This window comes from Streptomyces sp. NPDC039424 (genome assembly GCF_055639495.1).
Genome location: NZ_JBVKAI010000010.1, coordinates 265,411 through 284,909 on the forward strand (window position 1 = coordinate 265,411; position 19,499 = coordinate 284,909).

At 72.5% G+C, this 19,499-nt stretch carries 14 protein-coding genes; 5 read left to right on the forward strand and 9 right to left on the reverse strand.

From position 1 onward, the window contains the following. From ACZ7L0_RS25395 to ACZ7L0_RS25410, 4 genes are all read right to left on the reverse strand, one after another. A complete protein-coding gene (locus ACZ7L0_RS25395; protein WP_471244866.1) occupies positions 1 to 1,584 on the reverse strand; it encodes an LCP family protein in 1,584 nt (527 codons plus the stop codon). Between the two features lie 127 nt (positions 1,585 to 1,711). Then, positions 1,712 to 3,436, reverse strand: a complete 1,725-nt coding sequence (locus tag ACZ7L0_RS25400) for an LCP family protein (protein ID WP_471244831.1) — start codon at positions 3,434 to 3,436, stop codon at positions 1,712 to 1,714. 232 nt (positions 3,437 to 3,668) lie between these two features. Continuing rightward, on the reverse strand, positions 3,669 to 4,871 hold the full coding sequence (locus tag ACZ7L0_RS25405) for an LCP family protein (RefSeq protein ID WP_471244832.1): 1,203 nt from the start codon (positions 4,869 to 4,871) through the stop codon (positions 3,669 to 3,671). Positions 4,872 to 4,986: 115 nt separating this feature from the next. Beyond that, positions 4,987 to 5,742 (reverse strand): TIGR03089 family protein, encoded by a 756-nt coding sequence (locus ACZ7L0_RS25410; RefSeq protein WP_471244833.1) that lies wholly within the window; start codon positions 5,740 to 5,742, stop codon positions 4,987 to 4,989. Between the two features lie 111 nt (positions 5,743 to 5,853). Here ACZ7L0_RS25410 and ACZ7L0_RS25415 point away from each other — a divergent pair, with 111 nt between their 5' ends. Both ACZ7L0_RS25415 and manB read left to right on the forward strand, forming a co-directional pair. Further along, positions 5,854 to 7,290: a peptidoglycan recognition protein family protein gene (locus ACZ7L0_RS25415; RefSeq protein WP_471244867.1), complete on the forward strand. Its 1,437-nt coding sequence runs from the start codon at positions 5,854 to 5,856 to the stop codon at positions 7,288 to 7,290. Positions 7,291 to 7,456: 166 nt separating this feature from the next. Next, complete coding sequence (gene manB / locus ACZ7L0_RS25420; RefSeq protein ID WP_471244834.1) at positions 7,457 to 8,539, forward strand: mannose-1-phosphate guanylyltransferase; 1,083 nt, start codon at positions 7,457 to 7,459, stop codon at positions 8,537 to 8,539. Positions 8,540 to 8,580: 41 nt separating this feature from the next. On the opposite strand, the gene ACZ7L0_RS25425 is transcribed toward manB, so the two are convergent. The 4 genes from ACZ7L0_RS25425 to ACZ7L0_RS25440 all read right to left on the reverse strand — a co-directional run bounded on the left by ACZ7L0_RS25425 (position 8,581) and on the right by ACZ7L0_RS25440 (position 12,508). Further along, positions 8,581 to 9,627 (reverse strand): DNA-3-methyladenine glycosylase family protein, encoded by a 1,047-nt coding sequence (locus tag ACZ7L0_RS25425; RefSeq protein WP_471244835.1) that lies wholly within the window; start codon positions 9,625 to 9,627, stop codon positions 8,581 to 8,583. Positions 9,628 to 9,698: 71 nt separating this feature from the next. Then, positions 9,699 to 11,009, reverse strand: a complete 1,311-nt coding sequence (locus ACZ7L0_RS25430) for a coenzyme F420-0:L-glutamate ligase (RefSeq protein ID WP_471244836.1) — start codon at positions 11,007 to 11,009, stop codon at positions 9,699 to 9,701. Next, the gene (gene cofD, locus ACZ7L0_RS25435; protein WP_471244837.1) at positions 11,006 to 11,965 is read right to left on the reverse strand and encodes a 2-phospho-L-lactate transferase; all 960 of its coding nucleotides are present in this window, start codon (positions 11,963 to 11,965) and stop codon (positions 11,006 to 11,008) included. The genes ACZ7L0_RS25430 and cofD overlap by 4 nt, the downstream gene beginning before the upstream one ends. Positions 11,966 to 11,998: 33 nt before the next feature. Then, entirely contained in the window at positions 11,999 to 12,508 is a 510-nt protein-coding gene (locus tag ACZ7L0_RS25440; protein ID WP_471244838.1) for a cysteine dioxygenase, read from the reverse strand. A gap of 664 nt (positions 12,509 to 13,172) precedes the next feature. Here ACZ7L0_RS25440 and ACZ7L0_RS25445 point away from each other — a divergent pair. The 3 genes from ACZ7L0_RS25445 to ACZ7L0_RS25455 all read left to right on the forward strand — a co-directional run bounded on the left by ACZ7L0_RS25445 (position 13,173) and on the right by ACZ7L0_RS25455 (position 18,827). Further along, a complete protein-coding gene (locus ACZ7L0_RS25445; protein ID WP_003975777.1) occupies positions 13,173 to 13,436 on the forward strand; it encodes a WhiB family transcriptional regulator in 264 nt (87 codons plus the stop codon). A gap of 202 nt (positions 13,437 to 13,638) precedes the next feature. Then, positions 13,639 to 17,334, forward strand: coding sequence for a glycosyltransferase family 2 protein (locus ACZ7L0_RS25450; RefSeq protein WP_471244839.1), 3,696 nt, complete (start codon positions 13,639 to 13,641; stop codon positions 17,332 to 17,334). After that, positions 17,331 to 18,827: a DUF5719 family protein gene (locus tag ACZ7L0_RS25455; RefSeq protein ID WP_471244840.1), complete on the forward strand. Its 1,497-nt coding sequence runs from the start codon at positions 17,331 to 17,333 to the stop codon at positions 18,825 to 18,827. The genes ACZ7L0_RS25450 and ACZ7L0_RS25455 overlap by 4 nt, the downstream gene beginning before the upstream one ends. A gap of 208 nt (positions 18,828 to 19,035) precedes the next feature. On the opposite strand, the gene ACZ7L0_RS25460 is transcribed toward ACZ7L0_RS25455, so the two are convergent. Then, positions 19,036 to 19,488, reverse strand: a complete 453-nt coding sequence (locus tag ACZ7L0_RS25460; RefSeq protein WP_471244868.1) for a metallopeptidase family protein — start codon at positions 19,486 to 19,488, stop codon at positions 19,036 to 19,038. Between the last annotated feature and the right edge of the window lie 11 nt (positions 19,489 to 19,499).

Sequence of the window (19,499 nt, forward strand, 5' to 3'; positions counted from 1 at the left end):
TTACCAGACGTAGCCCGGGTTGACGTGCATGCACTGCGTCTTGTCCGAGCCGTTGATCACCTGCGCCGAGTCCGGGGTCGAGTCGTCATCCTTGGGCGCGCTGTACTTGGTGCCCGTGCGCCAGTCGGTGCCGACGATCAGCGTGATGCCGGAGACGCCCGTGGACTTCTTCACCGCGGACGTCGGGATGCCGAGGGCCTTGGCCACCCGCTGGGCGTCTCCCTCCAGGTCCGCGCTCGGATAGCGGATCACGGTCGTGGCCTCGCTGGGCGCCGCCGAGGAGTCCGCCAGCGCCTGGGTGAAGCCGTCGCCGACGAGGAGCTGGGCGATGGCGTTCGCCCGTCCGGAGACCGGAGCCAGCGTGTTGGACCGCGTGCCGTTCTGCACCTGTACGGCGATCTTGTCGTCGGCCGCGGCGGGGTCCGAACTCGCCTTCGGCTTGGTGGACTTCTTCTTGCCCTTGCCGTCCAGGGGGATGTCCTCGCGCACCAGCCGGAACAGCTTCGCCGCGTCACCCGGCTTGGGCAGCACATGGGTCTCGTCCGCGGAGTACACCCAGGGCATCGTCGTCATGGTGATGCGCTTGGTGGGGACCTTCTTGAGCTCCTTGCTCAGGTCGTACAGCTTCGCCACCGTCCCGAGCCCGGGGTCGACCGTCAGTGCCTTGGTGGCCGTCTCGGCGAGGCCCTGCAGCTTGCCCGGGTTGCTCAGCGTGGCGTTCTCGCGCAGCTGGCGGACCATGGCGTTCATGTACTGGTGCTGGGCCTTGGCCCGGGCTATGTCGGTGTTGTCCTCGAAGCCGTACCGGGTGCGCAGCCACTGCAGGGCCTGGACGCCCTTGACGTAGGTGGTGCCCTCTTTCAGCTTCAGGCCCGAGCCGTGGCCCTTGCTGTCCCTGGACTCGATGTTGGCGTCCACGCAGACCGGTACGCCGCCGATGGCGTCCGCCATCGACACCACACCCGCGAAGTCGATCATCATGAAGTGGTCGATGTGGATGTCGGTGAGCTTCTCCCAGGTCACCACCGTGCAGCCCGCTCCGCCCCGGCGCAGCGAGTCGTTCGTCAACTGCGGCTTGGTGCTGGCCGCGTAGACATGGCCGTCGTCGGGGTCGGTGCACTTGGGGATGTCCACCAGCGTGTCACGCGGCATGCTGATCACCGACATGCTGCTGCGGTCCGCCGAGACGTGCAGCAGCATCTGCACGTCCGCACGGGGCGGGGTGTTGAAGGTGTCCTTGGCGCCGCCGAGCTTCTGGTTCTCCTTGCTGTTACGGGCGTCCGACCCGATCAGCAGGATGTTCAGCGGCGTCTGACCGGCCGCGTTCGCCTTGGACTCGGCCGCCCTGTCCTTCTCGTCGCCGATGTTGAGGGCGTCCTTCTTGATGTTGCCGTTGAGGTGCTGGTAGTAGAGGTAGCCGGCGCCCGCCGTGCCCAGTATCACCACCGACAGGACGGTCGCCGACCAGCGCAGGGCGCGCCGTCTGCGCCGTCGCCGGTCGCCGCCCGGGCCGCCTCTGCGCCGCCCGCCGCCGTGCCGTGCGGAGCCTTCCGACGTGCTCGGAGCCTGCGGTGCGAGTGACATCGTGTCCTCGACCGCGGGCACCTCCCCCTGCACACTGCTCTGCGCCAACTCCCTGCCCTCCCCACCCTGCGCCTGACACGGGTCCGCCCCGCGTCCGGTTAGACGCGCGAGGGACCCATAGGGTTACCTACGAGGCGCACTTCACCTTGTCTGCCGTGGACTTGTCCACATCCGGAGCCTTTTCCGGAGTGGTCAGGGAGACCCCCGCTCCCTTGAAGTCCTTGCCCAGAGTCAGCGTGATCGCCGGCAGCCCCTGGGTGTTGGTCACGCTCTTGCCGGGCTTCATCGCGGATCCGGACAGCCCCATGATGGCGGCCAGCCTGCGTGCCTGGGCCGCTTGGTCGGGCGCGTACTCGAGCGTGGTCTTGCTCAGTGCGGCCGGGGCGTTGCCCGCGTTCTCCGACTTGGTCACGCCCTCATCATTCTGCAGCCAGTTAAGAGTCTCCTGTGCGCTGCCGGCCACGGCCCCGCCGTTGAGGATGCGCACCCGCACCTCGGAGGCGGCGGACTTGGTGCCCTTGAGACGGGCGGCCTGCGCGTCCTTCGCCGCCTTCTGCTTCTTCTTCACGTCGGTGAAGGAGACGTCGTTCTTGATCGCGTCGAAGACCTCGGGGGCCGTCGTCTTGTTGACGACGACCGTCGCGTGCACCTTCTCGGCCGGGTTGTCGACCACCGGCACGGTGGTGAAGGTGATGTTCTTCGGCGGCACCTTCTTCAGTTCGAGGGCCATGTCCTTGAGGGTGCTGACCTTGCCGATGGCGCTGTCGACGGTGAGCGCCTTGGTGGCCGCCTCGGCCAGCTTCACCAGCTTGGCCGGGTTGGTCAGCGTGTCGCTGGAGGCCATCTTGCGCATCAGGGAGCCCAGGAACTGCTGCTGCACCTTGATGCGGTCCAGGTCGCCCTGGTTGCCGAAGCTGTGCCGGGTGCGGACGAAGGCGAGGGCCTGCTCGCCCTCCACGACCGACTTGCCCGCGGGCAGCTTGAGGTGGGACTCCTTGTCGTTGACGGCGTGCGCGACACACACCTCGACGCCGCCCACCGCGGACGTCAGGGTCTTCACCGCGTTGAAGTCCGCCATCATGAAGTGGTCCACGTGTATGCCGGTGACCGACTCGACGGTGCGCATGGTGCAGCCCGGGTCGCGGCCGTCCTGGCCGAGGCTGGTGTTGAAGCGGACCTGCTCCGTGCCGGCGATGACCTTCTCGGTGCCGTCGGACTGCTTGGTGGGGCAGTCCGGGACGTTGACGATCAGGTCCCGCGGGATGCTCATCGCGGTGGCGTTCGTCCGGTCCTTGGAGACGTGCAGCAGGATGTTGGTGTCCGCGTGGCCCACGCTGCCGGCGTCGCCGTAGCCCTCGTTGCCCTTACCGGTGCGCTTGTCGGTGCCGATGATCAGCAGGTTGAAGGCCTCGTCCTTGCTGAAGCCCTTCGAGCCCGCGCTGCCGACGTCCGTCGTGGTGACATTGCCCTCCAGGTGCTTGAGGTAGAGGTAACCGGCCGTGCCGACGGCGACCAGCACGAACGCCGTGCCGCCGGCGGTCCACGCCAGGACCTTCTTCACCTTCGACTTCTTCTTCACCGGCCGTCTGGTACGCCGCCCGGGCGGCGGCTCGGGAGGCCCGCCACGGCGCCGGCGCTGTCCCGGGAGCTCACCCCCCGGCACGGCGGTCCGCTCGCGTCCGGTGCTTCCGCCCGCGCCACCCCGGCGGGAGGCGGATCTGCGCGGTCCCGGTACTGTTGACTGCGGTGCGGAAGGACTCAGTCGCAGTTCGTATTCGCCGGTGTTCGGATTGAGCACCCACTGGTCTGCGGGATCGATGTTCTCCGCCCGCCCACGGCCTTGCGCGTCCACGGTTGTCCGAATCCTCCGTCGGGGCCACGCGGCGCCTTCCCCCCACAAGGCGCTCGGGTCTCGGTCAATCAGTGCACGACCCCAGGACGGACCTCGCGGCCGGATGCACCGGATCGCTCACACTATCCGCCCAGTTCAGCGTCAAGCGACGCCCGTGACAAATTCCACCTTCCTACAACCGGGCAATCCGTCTCATTCTCCTGAACTGAAGTTCGTCGCCTTGGCGCTCGCTTTACCCGCAGGTGTCCTCGGCGGCGGTGTTCCCGCGGAAGGTGGGGGTGGGGGAGGGGGTGTTCGCACGGGAGTCCGCGCCCTCCCCGGCATGAGAATCGGGTGAGACTTCCGCGACATCCCGGGCGACCGCCACCGGCTGGTCCGCCCGAAGTCGCGCGAAGAGTTTCTCGGCTTCGGGTTCCACAAGCTGATCCCTATTGCTGTTATAAACGTACGACTCCCTCGGAACAGTCAGAAAACGCACATGTTCGATGGGGATGTCCCTTAGCCCGCGCACGAGTTGGTAAAGGCCGCGCAGACTCGCCAGTTCCGGATCCGTGGTGAGGGAGGAGGTGGCCGCGTCCAGTACCGGATAGAGCTTGACCGGGTTCAGCAGGACGTCGTTGCCGCGCACCTTGTTCACCAGCGCCCCGAGGAACCGCTGCTGCCGCTCCATCCGGTCGGTGTCGCTGCCGTCGCCCAGGGACTTGCGGGCGCGTACGTAGCCGAGCGCCTGCTCCCCGTCGAGGGTGACCTTGCCCGCCGGCAGCCGCAGCTTGGCGGCCTTGTCGTCGATGGGCCTGCGCAGGCACACCTCGACGCCGTCCACGGCGTCGACCATCTCCTTGAAGCCGCTGAAGTCGACGACGACGTGGTGGTCGATCCGGATGTCCGTCAGCTTCTCCACGGTCCGGATGGTGCAGGCCGAACCCCCCACCTGGAACGCGTAGTTGAACATCGCGAACATCGGCTCGCTGTGGCCGCCGTCCGCCTCCCGGCAGCCCGGCACGTCCACCATCAGGTCGCGGGGCAGGGACACGGCGGTGGCGCTGCGCCGGTCGGCGGCCAGGTGCAGCAGGATCGTGGTGTCGGACCGCTCGCTGCCCAGGTCCCGCCCGTACTCGTCGTTGCCGTTCCCCGAACGCGTGTCCGAGCCGATCAGCAGGATGTTCTGCGCGTCGCGCACCAGCGCCGTGGGCCGCTCCCGCTCGTACCGGGCGAGCTCGGCCGCCGCCGCGTCGTCGGCGGTGATGTTGGCGCTCAGCTTCGCGTACACCGCCCACCCGGCCCCGGCCGCCGCCATGACCAGGATCCCGGCCCCCAGCGCCGTCCCCCTCACCCACCGCTGCCGCCGCCGGCGTATCAGCCCGTCACCGGTGGCGGAGGCACCCGCGCCGGGCCCCAGGCTCCGTCCGGAGGGCGTACCTGCGGTCTCGGTCACGGCTGGGCCACCCCTCATGGCGTACGAGCGTCATGTCCTGCTCCTACGACCATGGCGTGGAGGGGAGGTCAGAGGGGGTTCTTGCTGCTCCGAACGGGTGACCGTGACGGCCCCGTCAGTGCCGCGACGCGGTCACCCGCTCGCTCTCGATCCGCTTGGCCAGCGCGTCCTCGCTCGACTGCTCCAGATGGCGGCACAGCACCACCGACCCCCCCGTGGCCAACGGCGCGTACAGCCCCGCGCTCAGCCCCTCCCAGGTGTCGTACGCCAGCCCGGACAGCAGCCGGGACCCCGGCCCCGTGAGACCCAGTTCCCCCGCGTCCGCACGGGCCCGCTCCACCACCTCCGCGCCCGTCAGCTCCGCGCCCGCGACGATCAGCGCCGGCTCCTCCGGGTCCACCGGCGAGAACGGCACGAACCGGTCCCCCTGGCTCGGCACCTCCACGGCGTAGTCCGCGAAGCCTTCCGGGGCCTGCGGGAAACGCCCGCCCAGCGGCCGGAGCGCGAGCGCCACCCGCTCCCCGCGGCACGCGCGCGCCGCCTGGAGCGAGTCCGGCCCGCTGACCACGACGTCGGCCGCCGCGGGGTCTCCGGCCATGTCCGCGACCGCGCCCACCGACGAGCAGGCCAGCAGCCACACCGCCGTCTGCCAGTGCGCGGGCAGCAGCAGTGCGACCCGGTCGCCGGGGCCGGCGGCGAGGTCGCCCTGGAGGAGGTTGGCGGTCTTGGCCACCCAATTGGCGAAGGTGGCCACGGAGAGTTCGACGCGTTCGCCCGTGGCGTCGTCGTAGAAGGTCACCAGGGGGCGTCCGGGATCCGCGGCGAGCGCGGATCGCAGCAGGTCGGCGGGGGTGCGATCGGTGGCGTTCACCCGCGCAAGGGTACGCGGCGGCACGGCCGTGCACCGAGCGGCGGGGCCACCGGTTCGGCGGAACGTCAGCCGACGGTCCGTCAAATCCGGGATGGACAGGTCTGCATGACTATGTCCAAGATCGGTGGCATGCGTGGATTCCTCACTTCCTCGATCGGCGCCTCCTCGATCGGTGTCACGTGCGCGACCGCCCTCGCCCTGCCGCTGACCCTGCCCGCGGCCGCCGCTCCCACGAGACCGACACCGACCGCGGAACGGGCCACGACCACCCCTGCCCGTACCGCCGAACCGGTCACCCCCGGCCGCACCCAGTCCCTGCCCCTGGCCCCCCTCGCCCGGGACCGCACCATCGGCGCCGCCCCCGAACAGGGCCTGTACCGCGAGGACGTACGGCACTTCTCGCTCGTCGGCGTCATCTGGGACAACCCCGACACCGAACTCCACGGCCGCGTCCAGGTCCGTACCCGGGCCGTCGGCGCCGGGACCTGGTCCGGCTGGCAGGACGTCGAGACGCACAACGCCGACCACGGCGCCGACCCCGGTTCGGCGGAGCGTGCCTCGGGCCGGGTGCGCGGCGCCACCGCGCCGCTGTGGGTGGGGGACTCGGACGCGGTCGACGTACGCGTCCGGGCGGACACCGAGGCCGACGGGGCCGACGGGGCCGAGGGAGCCCGGGGCAGCGGCCAGGCAGCCGGCCTCCGTTCCCCGCTCCCCTCCGGTCTGCGCCTGGAACTCGTCGACCCCGGCGACGAGGAGCCGCCCGCCGCCGGACCCCCGGACAGCGCCGCCCGGGAGGCGGCCGAGATCGAGGCCGCCAACGCCGACCTCGACCTTGCGCCTTTCGGCGTCATGGACATCCCCGCGCTCGGCAAGAAGGACACCGAGAAGGAGCTACTGGCCCTGCGCGGCGACGAACTGACCGAGGCCCAGCGGGCCAAGCCGTACATCGGGCCGCGCCCGCGCATCGTGACCCGGCGCGGCTGGGGCGCGGACGAGTCACTGCGCGAGAAGGGGTTCGTCTACACGAAGAAGGTCAAGGCGGCCTTCGTGCACCACACGGCCTCCGGCAACAAATACAGCTGCGCACAGGCCCCGTCCGTCATCCGCAGTATCTACCGCTACCACGTGAAGAGCATGGGCTGGCGGGACATCGGCTACAACTTCCTCGTCGACAAGTGCGGAACCGTCTACGAGGGCCGCGCCGGGGGCGTGTCCAAGGCCGTCAAGGGCGCCCACACCCTCGGCTTCAACGCCAACAGCATGGGCATCGCCGTGATCGGCAGCTATGGCTCCAGCAAGCCGTCCGCCGCCGCGGTGAAGGGCATCGCCCAGCTGACCGCGTGGAAGCTCGGGCTCTTCGGGGCCAATCCGAAGGGAAAGACATATCTGAAGTCGGGCGGTGGCAATCTGTACCCAAAGGGGAAGAACGTACGACTGAACGTGATCTCCGGCCATCGGGACGGATTCTCCACCGAGTGCCCCGGAAAGCGTCTCTACGCCAAACTCGGCACGGCCCGTTCCACGGCGGCGCGCTACCAGGGGCGCTGACGGGACGGGGCGCGCGTTCATCGCCGTCGGGGGGCAGTCGGGGGAATCCGCACGCCGATGCCGGGGGGCATCGCGCGGCCATCGAGGGCGTCGTCGCACGGTCTGCATACACTGGCCGGCCGAAACACACAGTTCGGCCGGTCCCGGCAGGAAGCAGAGACGACAGGTGACAGAAGCGATCCTCCTGGTCGGCGGCAAAGGCACCCGGCTGCGCCCGCTCACGGTGCACACGCCCAAGCCGATGGTCCCGGCGGCCGGGGTCCCGTTCCTCACCCACCAGCTGGCCCGGGCCAGAGCGGCGGGCGTGGAGCACATCGTGCTCGCGACGAGTTATCTGGCCGAGGTCTTCGAGCCGTACTTCGGGGACGGCGCCGCGCTGGGCCTGCACATCGAGTACGTCACCGAGGAGGAGCCCCTCGGCACCGGCGGAGCCATCCGCAACGTGGCCTCGCGCCTGCGCTCCGGGCCCGACGAACCGGTACTGGTCTTCAACGGCGACATCCTGACGGGGCTGGACATCAGGGCCCTGGTGCGCACGCACGAGGAGACCGGCGCGGACGTCTCCCTGCACCTGACCAAGGTGACGGACCCGCGCGCCTACGGCCTGGTCCCCACCGACGAGACGGGCCGGGTGCTCGCCTTCCTGGAGAAGCCGCAGACCCCCGAGGAGATCGTCACCGACCAGATCAACGCCGGCGCGTACGTCTTCCGCCGGTCGGTCATCGACACGATCCCGGCGGGCCGCCCGGTCTCGGTCGAGCGCGAGACCTTCCCCGACCTGCTGGCGGCCGGCGCCCATCTGCAGGGCATGGTGGACTCCACGTACTGGCTGGACCTCGGCACGCCGGCGGCCTTCGTGCGCGGCTCGGCGGACCTCGTCCTGGGCCGGGCGCCGTCACCCGCTGTTCCCGGCCGCTGCGGCGACCGCCTGGTCCTCCCCACGGCCAGGGTCGCGCCCGACGCGAAACTGACGGGCGGCACGGTGGTGGGCGAGGGCGCGTTCGTGGCGGAGGGCGCCCGGGTCGCCGGCAGCACCATCCTCCCCGGCGCCGTCATCGAACCCGGCGCCGTCATCACCGACTCCCTCATCGGCAGCCGCGCCCGCGTCGGCGAACGGTCCGTCCTCACCGGCACGGTCATCGGCGACGGCGCGGTCGTCGGGCCCGACAACGAACTGCGGGAGGGCGTCCGCGTGTGGTGCGACGCGCGGATCCCGGCGGGGGCGGTGCGGTTCTCCTCGGACCAGTAGCCGGGGGCGGGCCGCCGAGGAAGCCCACCGCGACGCCGCGCTCAGAAGCGGCCGATGTCCCCGGGCGTCATCCGCGGAGCCCTGCGCGGCGGCACCCGCCCGCTCAGCAGGATCAACCGGGCCGCCCGGTGCCGCTGCCCCGCGTAAGGCTCCAGCAGCTCCAGCATCGCGGCGTCGTCCGCGTCCCGGTCCCCGGCCAGTGCCCAGCCGATGATCCCGGGCAGATGCAGGTCCCCGACCGTCACCTCGTCCGCCGCCCCATGGCTGCGCTGCACCGTCTCCGCCGACGTCCACGGCCCGATCCCCGGCACGACCTCCAGCCGGGCCCGCGCCTGGGCCGGCTCCATCCCGACCGCCTCCTCCAGCCGCGCGGCCAGCCGTACGGCCCGCAGGATCGTCGAGGCCCGCTTGTCGTCGACCCCGGCCCGGTGCCACTCCCACGAAGGGATCAGCGCCCACGTCCGGGGCGCCGGCATCACGTACATCCGCCCGGGCGCGGGCCCCGGCGCCGGCTCCCCGTACTTCCGTACGAGCATCCGCCAGGCCGCGTACGCCTCGACGGTGGTGACCTTCTGCTCCAGGACCGACGGGATCAGCGACTCCAGCACGAGCCCGGTGCGCAACAGCCGCAACCCCGGCCGGAGGTGCCGGGCGAGCGCCACCAGCCGGTGCCGGGGCTCGAACGCGGACGGGTCGTCGGCGGCCCCGAGTAGCTCCGGCACCTGCTCGAGCAGCCATCCGGCCCCCGGCCCCCACGCCTGAGCCCGCACCGCGCCGTCGCACGGCGCCACGCGCAGCGTTCCCGGCCCGGCGGGTGTCCGGCTGGCCCGCCACACCGACCCGTCCGGCATCGCCCGGAACGTCGGGTCCCCCGGCCCGCGCCTGAGCGGCCCGAGCACCAGTCCGAGATCGAGCGGCCCGTCCGGCACCCACGTCCGCACCCGCCCCGGCCCGGCCGCCTGCCGCGGTACGCCCGCCTGGTCCCCGGGTGGTACGGGGACATGGCCACCGCGCACGGGCATGGGGGCCCCTCCCACGCCTTTGGGGCTGTGGGGGAGCGTGGGCCGCTGGGCGAATCGTCCTGCCACGGGTGGGGTCCTAGGGGTGCCGGAGGTGTTCTACGAGACTAGGGCAGGCCGCAGGAAACGGGCGGGACGGGTCACCGGACCTCGATGAACGTCCCCGCCTCCCGCGCCGGGCGCGGCCTCGGCTCCTGAGCCGGATGCCCGACCGCCACCGCCCCCATCGGATCCCAGTGGCCGGGAAGATCGAGCACCTCGCGCACCACGTCCCGGCAGAACATCGTCGACGACACCCACGCCGAGCCGAGCCGCTCCCCGGCCAGCGCGACCAGGAAGTTCTGCACTCCGGCCCCGGCGGCGACGACGAACATCTCCCGCTCGGCGCCGTCGCGCCGCGCGTCCCCATAGGTGTGCGAGCCGTCCATGACGAGACAGGGCACCACGAGATACGGCGCGTCGCGCAGGACGTCCCCGCGCCGCACCCGCTTGGCGATCGACTCCTCGGTCTTGCCGTCCCGGCCGAGGTCGGCGATCCAGGCGTCCCGCATGGCGTCCAGCAGCCGGGTCCGGGCCTCGGCCGACTCCAGCAGCACGAACCGCCACGGCGTCGTGTGGTGCGGCGCCGGCGCGGTCACCGCCGCGGCCACCGCCCGCCGTACCGCCCCGGGGTCGACGGGCTCGCCGGTGAAGGCCCGCACCGTACGCCGCTGGGTGACCGCCTCCCGGACCGCCTCGGAGGTGCCCAGCCGGAACATGTCGTCGCGCGAGTCGCGGACCAGGGCCCGCGCCCCTTCGCCGTGGTCGTCGGCGACCGTGTGCGCCAGCCCGCGCACCACGGCGACCGGCAGCCCGGCGGCCTTGCCCTTGACCAGGTCGCCCGCGGCGGCCAGTTCGTCGGCGGTGGCGACGACGGTGGCGCTGAGCGGATTGCCGTACGCGTCCGTGCCCCCGCGCAGGTCGTCCAGCACGCGCACGCCGGCGGCGCCGATCGCCACGTCCGTGAGCCCCGCGCGCCAGGGCCGCCCGAACGTGTCGGTGACGAGGACTCCGACGTTGACGCCGAGCGCGTCCCGCAGCCCCTCCCGGATGGCCCGCGCGGACGCGTCCGGGTCCTCGGGCAGCAGCAGCACGGTGCCCGCCGGTGTGTTGGAGGCGTCGACCCCGGCTGCCGCCATGACCAGGCCCTGCCGGTTCTCGACGATCCGCAGCGGGCCGCGCCGCGCGACCACCCGCACGGTCTCGGCGTCGATCGCGGCCTCCCGGTCGGCCGCCTCGACGACCCGGCCCTCCGCCTTGGACACGATCTTCGAGGTGACGAGCAGTACGTCCCCGTCGACCAGCCCCGGCTCTGCACCGGCGATCAGCTTCGCGAGATCGTCGCCGCGCTGGACCTCGGGGAGGCCGGAGACGGCCCAGACCCGGTAACCGTCCGCGGGTGCGCCGCTCATACCGCCCGCACCTCCTCCGCCAGGGCCAGCGCCTCCCGGGCCATCCGCGCCGCCGCGTCGAGGTCGGTCATCAGCAGCGGTACGGCCCGGCAGCGGATGCCGGCCGCCTCGACCCGCTCGACCACGCCCGCGTCCACGGTGTCCACCAGCCAGCCGTCCAGCAGCCCCGAGCCGTAGTGCTCGGCCACCGCCGCGGCAGTGGACTCCACGCCGACCGCCGCGAGCACCTTGTCGGCCATCCCGCGCACGGGCGCGTCCCCGACGATGGGGGACAGGCCCACCACCGGCACCCCGGCGTCGGCGATCGCCTCCCGGACGCCGGGCACGGCGAGGATCGTGCCGATGGAGACGACCGGGTTGGACGGCGGGAAGAGGACGACGTCCGCCTCGGCGATGGCCTCCAGCACCCCGGGCGCCGGCTTGGACTGCTCGGCGCCGACCGGCAGCACCGCGTGCGCCGGGACCGACGCCCGCAGCCGCACCCAGTACTCCTGGAAATGGACCGCCTTGCGCTCGCCGTCCACCTCGACCGCCACGTGCGTCTCCACACGGTCGTCGGTCATCGGGATCAGCCGCACGCCCGGCTTCCAGCGGTCGCACAGCGCCTCGGTCACCGCGCTCAGCGGATACCCGGCGCCCAGCATCTGCGTCCGCACGATGTGCGTGGCGAAGTCCCGGTCGCCGAGCCCGAACCACTCGGGCCCGACCCCGTACGCCGCGAGCTCCTCCTTGAGGTGGAACGTCTCGTCCGCCCGCCCCCAGCCCTGCTCCTCGTTGATGCCGCCGCCGAGCGTGTACATCACCGTGTCGAGGTCCGGGCAGACCTTCAGCCCGAAGAGGTGGATGTCGTCCCCGGTGTTGCCGATGACCGTGACGTCCGCGTCCGGCACGGCCCGCTTCAGACCGCGCAGGAACCGGGCACCACCGATGCCGCCTGCCAGAACCACAATGCGCATGAGGGCAGTCTTGCAGGCGGGTACGACAACGCGTCAGGCGGTTACGGCGTCCACCTCGTCGTAGGCGGCGGAGGCCGCGCACGTGGTGTGCATGGGCATCTCCGTCAGGCCCGGGTAGTAGACGTGCAGGCTGACGGCCGGCTCCAGCGCGTCGTTGACGACCTCGTGCGCGTAGCCGGGCGCGAAGACCCGCTGCGCCCCCTCGCCCAGCGCGCGCGTGCCCCGGTCGGTCCGCTCGGTCAGCGTGCCCTCCAGGACGGTCAGCACGCCGGAGGACCGGCCGTGGTCGTGCAGACCGGTGCCCTGGCCGGGCACCCAGGACAGCAGCCACACCTCGTAGCCCGGGCCGGTGCGCAGCCGGTGGTACCAGCGGCTCGTCGCGTCGTACCGGACGAGGTGCGCCCACTGGGAGCGGTCGGCGGCGATGTCACGGGCCAGGCCGACGAACTCGGCGACGGTGGCCGGGTGTTCGCGCGGGGCCTGGAGGAGGTGCGGGACTTCGAGGATGTCGCCGGCGATCTGGAGGTCGTTGTCGCTGTTCATGGGGTGCGTTGGGTCCTCGGCGAAAGAGGGGTCGGGGAGGGGGGACGCAGCCGAGTCGGGCGGACTCAGGCACGGCCGGAGCGATAGGGACCCCGCTCGAGTGGACTCGATGGCGGGGAGGGGCTCAACAGCCGGGACAGCAACAACAGCTACAGCGGGCGCGGGCAGCACCGTGGGACCCGGCGGGGCGGGTCGAGGCGAGTGCCAAGTGCGCGAGCATGCCCACAAGGACATCGGTTTACACCTGCACTGTCAACTCGGCGCCCGGTATGTGGGACATGTTTCACCTCATCCGGTTCATTCCTCAGGTGAAAGGTTTGTTCGGCCGGTTGCCGGGACACATGGCGTCCATCCGGGCGCACGAGCCTCGTCGGAACGCGATCGAACTCCCGGGCGTCCTTCTCCGTAGAGGTCTGTGTGCGGGTTCGCGCACGGAATCTGTGCGGCGTCGGAGGCCCTCCCGGGTCCCGTCTGCTTGTCAAGGTTTAAGGCGATTTGAACACTTTCCGCTTGGCCTTGGTTCCGCAGAGTGAATAACGGGCCCAATAGCAGATCTCGGCTTGACTCCCCCGGAGCGGCACACTTGTAATTTCACTCGTGTCGTTCAGCCGGAATCGGTAACGGCCACGACCACGGGGACGCGAAAGACAGACGAGGGGCGCACATGACCGAGCTGGTGCAGCAACTGCTGGTCGACGACGCGGACGAGGAACTCGGCTGGCAGGAGCGCGCGCTGTGCGCCCAGACCGACCCCGAGTCCTTCTTCCCCGAGAAGGGCGGCTCCACCAGAGAGGCCAAGAAGGTGTGCCTCGCCTGCGAGGTGCGCTCCGAGTGCCTCGAGTACGCCCTCGCCAACGACGAGAGATTCGGTATCTGGGGCGGCCTGTCCGAGCGCGAGCGGCGCCGCCTGAAGAAGGCCGCGGTCTGAACGGACGGCACCAACGGACGGCACAGAACCTTCACGTCCACACGTACACATGTCGTGAACGGCCCGTCGCGAGTGGGTTATCCACAGGCGGCGGGCCGCCGTCATGCCCAGCCGATAGTGTGGTCGCTCGTCCGAGACACCTCGCCGCCCCCAGCGGGCGCGGGTGTCCACCGCAGTCCATCGAACCGGGGCCCGTACCTCGATGTCCGTGCACAGCCACCCGGCAGCCCACCACGACGCTGCCACTCCTGAGTTCCCGCGTCATGTGGTGACGGCGGTGCTCGTCTGCCACGACGGCGCCCGCTGGCTGCCCGACGCGCTCGCCGGGCTGCTCGGCCAGGAGCGCCCCGTTCAGTACGCCGTGGCCGCCGACACCGGCAGCGCGGACGACTCCGCCCAGCTGGTCACCGACGCGCTCGGCGCCGACCGTGTGCTGCACCTGGCCCGGCGCACCGGCTTCGGCCAGGCCGTCGAGGAGGCGGGCCGCGCCGTGCCCGTCCTCACCCCGGACGAGCTGCCGTACCTCAAGCGCCCCAGCGGCTGGGACCCGGTCACCCGCAGCTGGCGCGACGACGCCCACAACCTGCCCGAGCTGCCGCACGGCGAGCCCGTCCAGTGGCTGTGGCTGCTGCACGACGACTGCGCCCCCGAGCCCGACGCCCTCGCCCAGATGCTGCGCGTGGTCGACAACGAAATGGAGCTGGGCCGTGACGACGTGGCCGTCGTCGGCCCCAAGCTGCGCGGCTGGTACGACCGCCGGCAGCTCCTCGAGGTCGGCGTCAGCATCGCCAACTCCGGCCGCCGCTGGACCGGCCTCGACCGCCGGGAACAGGACCAGGGCCAGCACGACCACGTCCGGCCCGTGCTGTCGGTGTCCACCGCCGGCATGCTCATCCGGCGCGACGTCTTCGAACAGCTCGGCGGCTTCGACCGGCGGCTGCCCCTGATGCGCGACGACGTCGACCTGTGCTGGCGCGCCCACGCGGCCGGCCACCGCGTCCTCGTCGCCCCGGAAGCGGTCGTCCGGCACGCGGAGGCCGCCTCCCGCGAGCGCCGCACCGTCGACTGCGTGGGCCGCACCGCCGCCTCCCCGCACAAGGTCGACAAGGCCGGCGCCGTCTACACCCTCCTCGTCAACGCCCGCACGGCCGCGCTGCCCTGGGTGCTGCTGCGGCTGGTGCTCGGCACGCTCCTGAGGACCGTCGCCTACCTCGTCGGCAAGGTCCCCGGACAGGCCGTCGACGAGATCCGCGGCCTGCTCGGTACCCTGCTGCGCCCCGAGCGGATCATCGCCGGGCGGCGCAGACGTGGCCGCCCCCAGGTCGACAAGGGCGAACTGCGGCCCCTGTTCCCGCCACCCGGCGCGACCGTACGGGCCACCGTCGAACAGGTCGCCGGCAACTTCTCCGGCGGCTCCGACCCGGAGGTGTCCTCGGCCGGACGGCACGGCGGCGCCGTCGAGTCCGGGCCCGGCGGCGACGACGCCGACTTCCTGGAGATCGAGCAGTTCGCCCGCCTCAAGCGCATCGCCCGCAAGCCCGGCCCGGTGCTCTTCCTGGCGCTGCTGCTGGTCTCCTTCGCCGCCTGCCGGAACCTGCTCGGCGGCGGCGCGCTCGCGGGCGGCGCCCTGCTGCCCGCCCCGGCCGGCTCCGGCGAGCTGTGGTCGCGCTACCTGGACGCCTGGCACCCCGTCGGCGCCGGCGGCACCCCGTCCGCGCCGCCCTACCTCGCCCTCGTGGCGATGCTGGCCTCCACGCTCCTCGGCTCGACCGGCCTTGCCGTCACCGTCCTCATGGTCTGCTCGGTGCCGCTGGCCGGAGTCACCGCGTACTTCGCCTCCCGCCCGCTGGTCACCTCCCGCCTGCTGCGCGCGTGGGCGGCCGTCGCCTACGCGTTCCTGCCCGCCGCCACCGGCGCCCTCGCCGGGGGCCGCATCGGCACCGCCGTCCTCGCCGTCCTGCTGCCGCTCATCGCGCGGGCGGGCATCGCCGCCGGCGGCCTGGCCAACGCCTCCGGCGCACGCGGCAGTTGGCGCGCCACCTGGGCGTACGCGCTGCTGCTGACCATCACCACAGCCTTCACCCCGATCGTGTGGCCCATCGCGCTGGTCCTCGGGATCGGCGTCCTGGCTCTGCGCCGCGGTGAGATCGTCGCCTACGGCCTGCGCTTCCTGGCCCAACTGGGCACCCCGCTGCTGGTCCTCGCGCCCTGGTCGCTGACCCTGCTCCCGTTCGGCTTCTTCAAGGAGGCCGGACTGGAGTACGGCTCCTCGGCCGCCTCCGCCGTCGACCTGCTCGGGGCGAGCCCCGGCGGGCCCGGCACGGTCGACGGGCTGATGCTCATCGGCATCGTGCTGGCCGCGCTGGCCGCACTGCTGCGCTCCGAGCGCCAGTCGGGCATCCGGACGGCCTGGGCGGCAGCCCTGGTGGGCCTTGTCTTCGCCGTCCTGTCCAACAGCTCCACCTGGGCCGGACCGGCCACCCTCGTCTACGGCCTCGCCCTCCTCGCCGCCGCCGCGCTCGGTGCCGACGGGGCACGCGCGCGCGTGGCGGAGCAGAGCTTCGGCTGGCGCCAGCCGGTCGCCGCGCTGATCGCCTTCGCCTCGGCCGCCGGCCCCCTGCTCGTCGCCGCCGGCTGGATGATCGGCGGCGCCGACGGGCCGGTGGAGCGGCGCGACCCCGTACAGGTGCCCGCGTTCGTCGCCGAGGAGAGCGGCACCCGCGACCAGGCCCGCACGCTGGTCCTCGACAGCGACTCCACCGCCCGCGTCCGCTACACCCTCGTCCGCGGCTCCGGCGCCCGCATGGGCGACGCCGAACTGGCCGCCGACGGCGAGAACGGCCGTCTCGGCAAGGTCGTCGCCAACCTCGTCGCCGGCTCCGGCGCCGACCAGGCCGACCAGCTCGGCAAGTTCGCCGTCCGCTACGTCCTCGTCCACAAGGGCGCGCCCCGCGAGGTCAGCCGCGTCCTGGACGCCACGCCCGGCCTGAGCCGCCTCAGCCAGAAGGACGGCAGCGCCCTGTGGCGGGTCGACCAGGAGGTCTCGCGCGCCGCCGTCGTGGCCGCCTCCGGCTCCGGCACCCCGCAGGCCGTCGCCGCCGGACCCGTCGAGATCCACACCACGATCCCGTCCGGTGCCGACGGCCGGATCCTGCGTCTGGCCGACTCGGCCGCCGAGGGCTGGACGGCCACCCTGGACGGCAAGCCGCTCACCCGCACCACGGTCGACGGCTGGGCCCAGGGCTTCCGGCTTCCCGCCTCCGGCGGGAAGCTGGACGTCACCTACGACGCCCCGATCGGCCACACCGCCTGGCTGTGGACCCAGGGCGCGCTCGCCCTGGTCCTGGTCGTGCTCGCCCTGCCCGGCCGCCGCCGCGACGTCGACGACGACCTCCCCGAGGAGCAGCCCGTCCCCGCCCAGGCCACCGCCGGCGAGGGCCGCCGCGCCCGCCGCCTGCGCGCCCAGGCGGAGGCGGAGGAGGCCGAGGAGGCCCAGGAGACCGCCCCGCGGGACCCGGACGCCGTGCCGGCCCCGCCCCAGGAGCCGGTCGCCGTACCCCACCAGCAGCCCTACGACGAGTGGGACCCCGCCACCTACTCGGGCGCCGAGTACGGCGGCCACACCGCCGACCAGTACCAGGGCACCGCACAGTACCCGGACGCGTACGACCAGCAGGCGTACCAGAACGACCAGTACCAGAACGAGCAGTACCAGAACGACCAGTACCAGGCCGACTCGTACCAGACCGGCCAGTACGACCCGTACGCGTACGGCGGTACGCCCCAGCAGGCGCCGTACGACCCGACGTACCAGCAGGGCTACGACCCGGCGTACGACCCGGCGCAGCACCACCCCCACGGCACCGGCAGTGAGCGCCCCGACGGGAGCCAGCAGTGAACCGCACCACCCTGTCCCTGATCGCCGGCACGGCCGCGCTCGCCGCCATCACCGGGTTCGCCGCGCTCAACCCGCCGGACGCACCCGGCGACGGCGCCGCCGAGGCGGCTGCCCGGCTGCCCGTGGAGCGCACGAGCCTGCTGTGCCCGGCGCCCAGCCTCTCCGACATCGCCGAGACGTCGTACACGTCCTTCACACCGGTCAGCAAGGGCGCGGCGAGCGGCGGCAAGGCCGAACTCCAGGCGGCCACCGAGCAGTCGGCGGACGGCACGGGCGGCAAGAGCGCGAAGAAGAAGACCGCCGAGCCCGTCCTGACGCCCAAGGATCCCGGAAAGACCGCGACCGGCGACACCTCCGGTGCCGACGCGCCCGCGCTCGTCGGCACCGCCGAGGGGAAGTCCGCGCCCGGCTGGACCGTCCAGGAGACCACCGAGGTCGCCGCGGGCACCGGCCGCGGCCTCCAGGGCGTCAACTGCACCGCCCCGGACACGGAGTTCTGGTTCCCGGGCGCCAGCACCGCCGCCGGCCGCACCGACTACGTGCACCTCACCAACCCCGACGACAGCGCCGCCGTCGTCGACATCGGGCTCTACGGCAAGGACGGCGCCCTCAAGTCCACGGTGGCGGACGGCATCACCGTCCAGCCGCACGCCGGCGAGCCGGTCCTGCTGTCCACGCTCACCGACGCGAAGCAGGACGATCTGACCGTGCACGTCAGCGTGCGCAGCGGGCGGGTCGGCGCGGCCGTGCAGGCCCTGGACGACAAGCTGGGCGGCGACTGGCTGGCCGCGTCCGCCGACCCGGCGGCCGACCTGGTTCTGCCCGGCATCCCGAAGGACGCCACCTCCGTCCGCCTGGTCGCCTTCACCCCCGGCGACGCCGACGCGGACCTGAAGGTGCGGCTCGCCTCCCCCGACGGCCTGATAACCCCCGCCGGGAACGAGACGCTGCACGTGAAGTCGGGCATGACCACCGCGGTCGACCTCGGCGACGTCACCCGCGGCGAGGCCGGCTCCCTGGTCCTGACCCCCACCCGCCAGTCGGTCCCCGTGGTCGCCGCGCTGCGCGTGGTGCGGGGCAAGGGCGCGAAGCAGGAGACGGCCTTCATCCCGGCCACCAGCCCCGTCGGTACGCGCGCGACCTCCGCCGACAACAGCGGCAAGGGCACGACCCTGTCCCTGACGGCCCCCACCGCCACCGCGCGGGTGAAGGTCACGGCGTCGGCGGGCAGCGAGGGCGGCACGCCGGTCTCCAAGACCTTCACGATCAAGTCCGGCACCACCCAGGACGTCACCGCCCCCGTCCCCAACGGCCTCAAGGGCACCTACGCCCTGACCGTGGAGCGACTCTCCGGCGGCCCCGTCTACGGCGCCCGCACCCTCGCGGCCACCGAGGACGGCATCCCCGGCTTCACCATCCAAACCCTCCCGGACGACCGGGGAACCGTATCGGTACCCCACACCGACCAGGACCTCGCGGTCCTGCAGAAGTAGCCCGACGCCAACCGGACCCGGCCCAGCCGCGGCCGGCGTCCCCTGCCGACGTAGCTGGGGCGGCACGGGTGGGCGCAGCGGCACCCCGTCAGCGCCGGGCCGCGCGACCCGCCCCGCCCGCACCAGCCTCCGGGCACCACGCAAAACCCCGGACCAGGGAAACGCCACCCGGACGCCACCAACGCCAGGGCCGCCCAGAACCCCCGCCTCATTCCTCCCCGTACCGAGGATCCACAGTCTCCGGAGTCAGCCCCAACAACTCCGCCACCTGCTCGACCACGACCTCGTGCACCAGCGCGGCCCGCTCGTCCCGCCCTTTGGTCCGGATCTCCACCGGCCGCCGGTAGACGACGACCCGCGCCCGCCGCCCGTCCCCCGCCGGCAGTACCCCACCCAGCGGCACCGCCTCATCGCTCCAGCCGTCCCCGGGCCGCCCGTCCAGCCGCGGCACCTCCAGCACCACGAAGTCGATCTCGGCCAGCTGCGGCCACCGCCGCTCAAGGCGCTCCACGGAGTCCTGCACCAGGTCCGCGAACACCTCGGCACGACTCGCCGCGAGCGGCACCTGCGGCGGCGCGATCGGCCCGCGCATGCCCCGTCCGTGGCGATCACGGCGACGGGGCCCGGGGCCGGTGGCACGGGGGGGTACACGGTTGTCCATCACTGGTGAAG

Coding starts and splice junctions, on each gene's coding strand:
- ACZ7L0_RS25395 (WP_471244866.1), bottom strand. CDS start 1,584: ATGTCACTCGCACCGCAGGCTCCGAGCACGTCGGAAGGCTCCGCACGG.
- ACZ7L0_RS25415 (WP_471244867.1), top strand. CDS start 5,854: ATGTCCAAGATCGGTGGCATGCGTGGATTCCTCACTTCCTCGATCGGC.
- ACZ7L0_RS25430 (WP_471244836.1), bottom strand. CDS start 11,009: ATGAGCGGCGCACCCGCGGACGGTTACCGGGTCTGGGCCGTCTCCGGC.
- cofD (WP_471244837.1), bottom strand. CDS start 11,965: ATGCGCATTGTGGTTCTGGCAGGCGGCATCGGTGGTGCCCGGTTCCTG.
- ACZ7L0_RS25440 (WP_471244838.1), bottom strand. CDS start 12,508: ATGAACAGCGACAACGACCTCCAGATCGCCGGCGACATCCTCGAAGTC.
- ACZ7L0_RS25445 (WP_003975777.1), top strand. CDS start 13,173: ATGACCGAGCTGGTGCAGCAACTGCTGGTCGACGACGCGGACGAGGAA.
- ACZ7L0_RS25450 (WP_471244839.1), top strand. CDS start 13,639: ATGTCCGTGCACAGCCACCCGGCAGCCCACCACGACGCTGCCACTCCT.
- ACZ7L0_RS25460 (WP_471244868.1), bottom strand. CDS start 19,488: ATGGACAACCGTGTACCCCCCCGTGCCACCGGCCCCGGGCCCCGTCGC.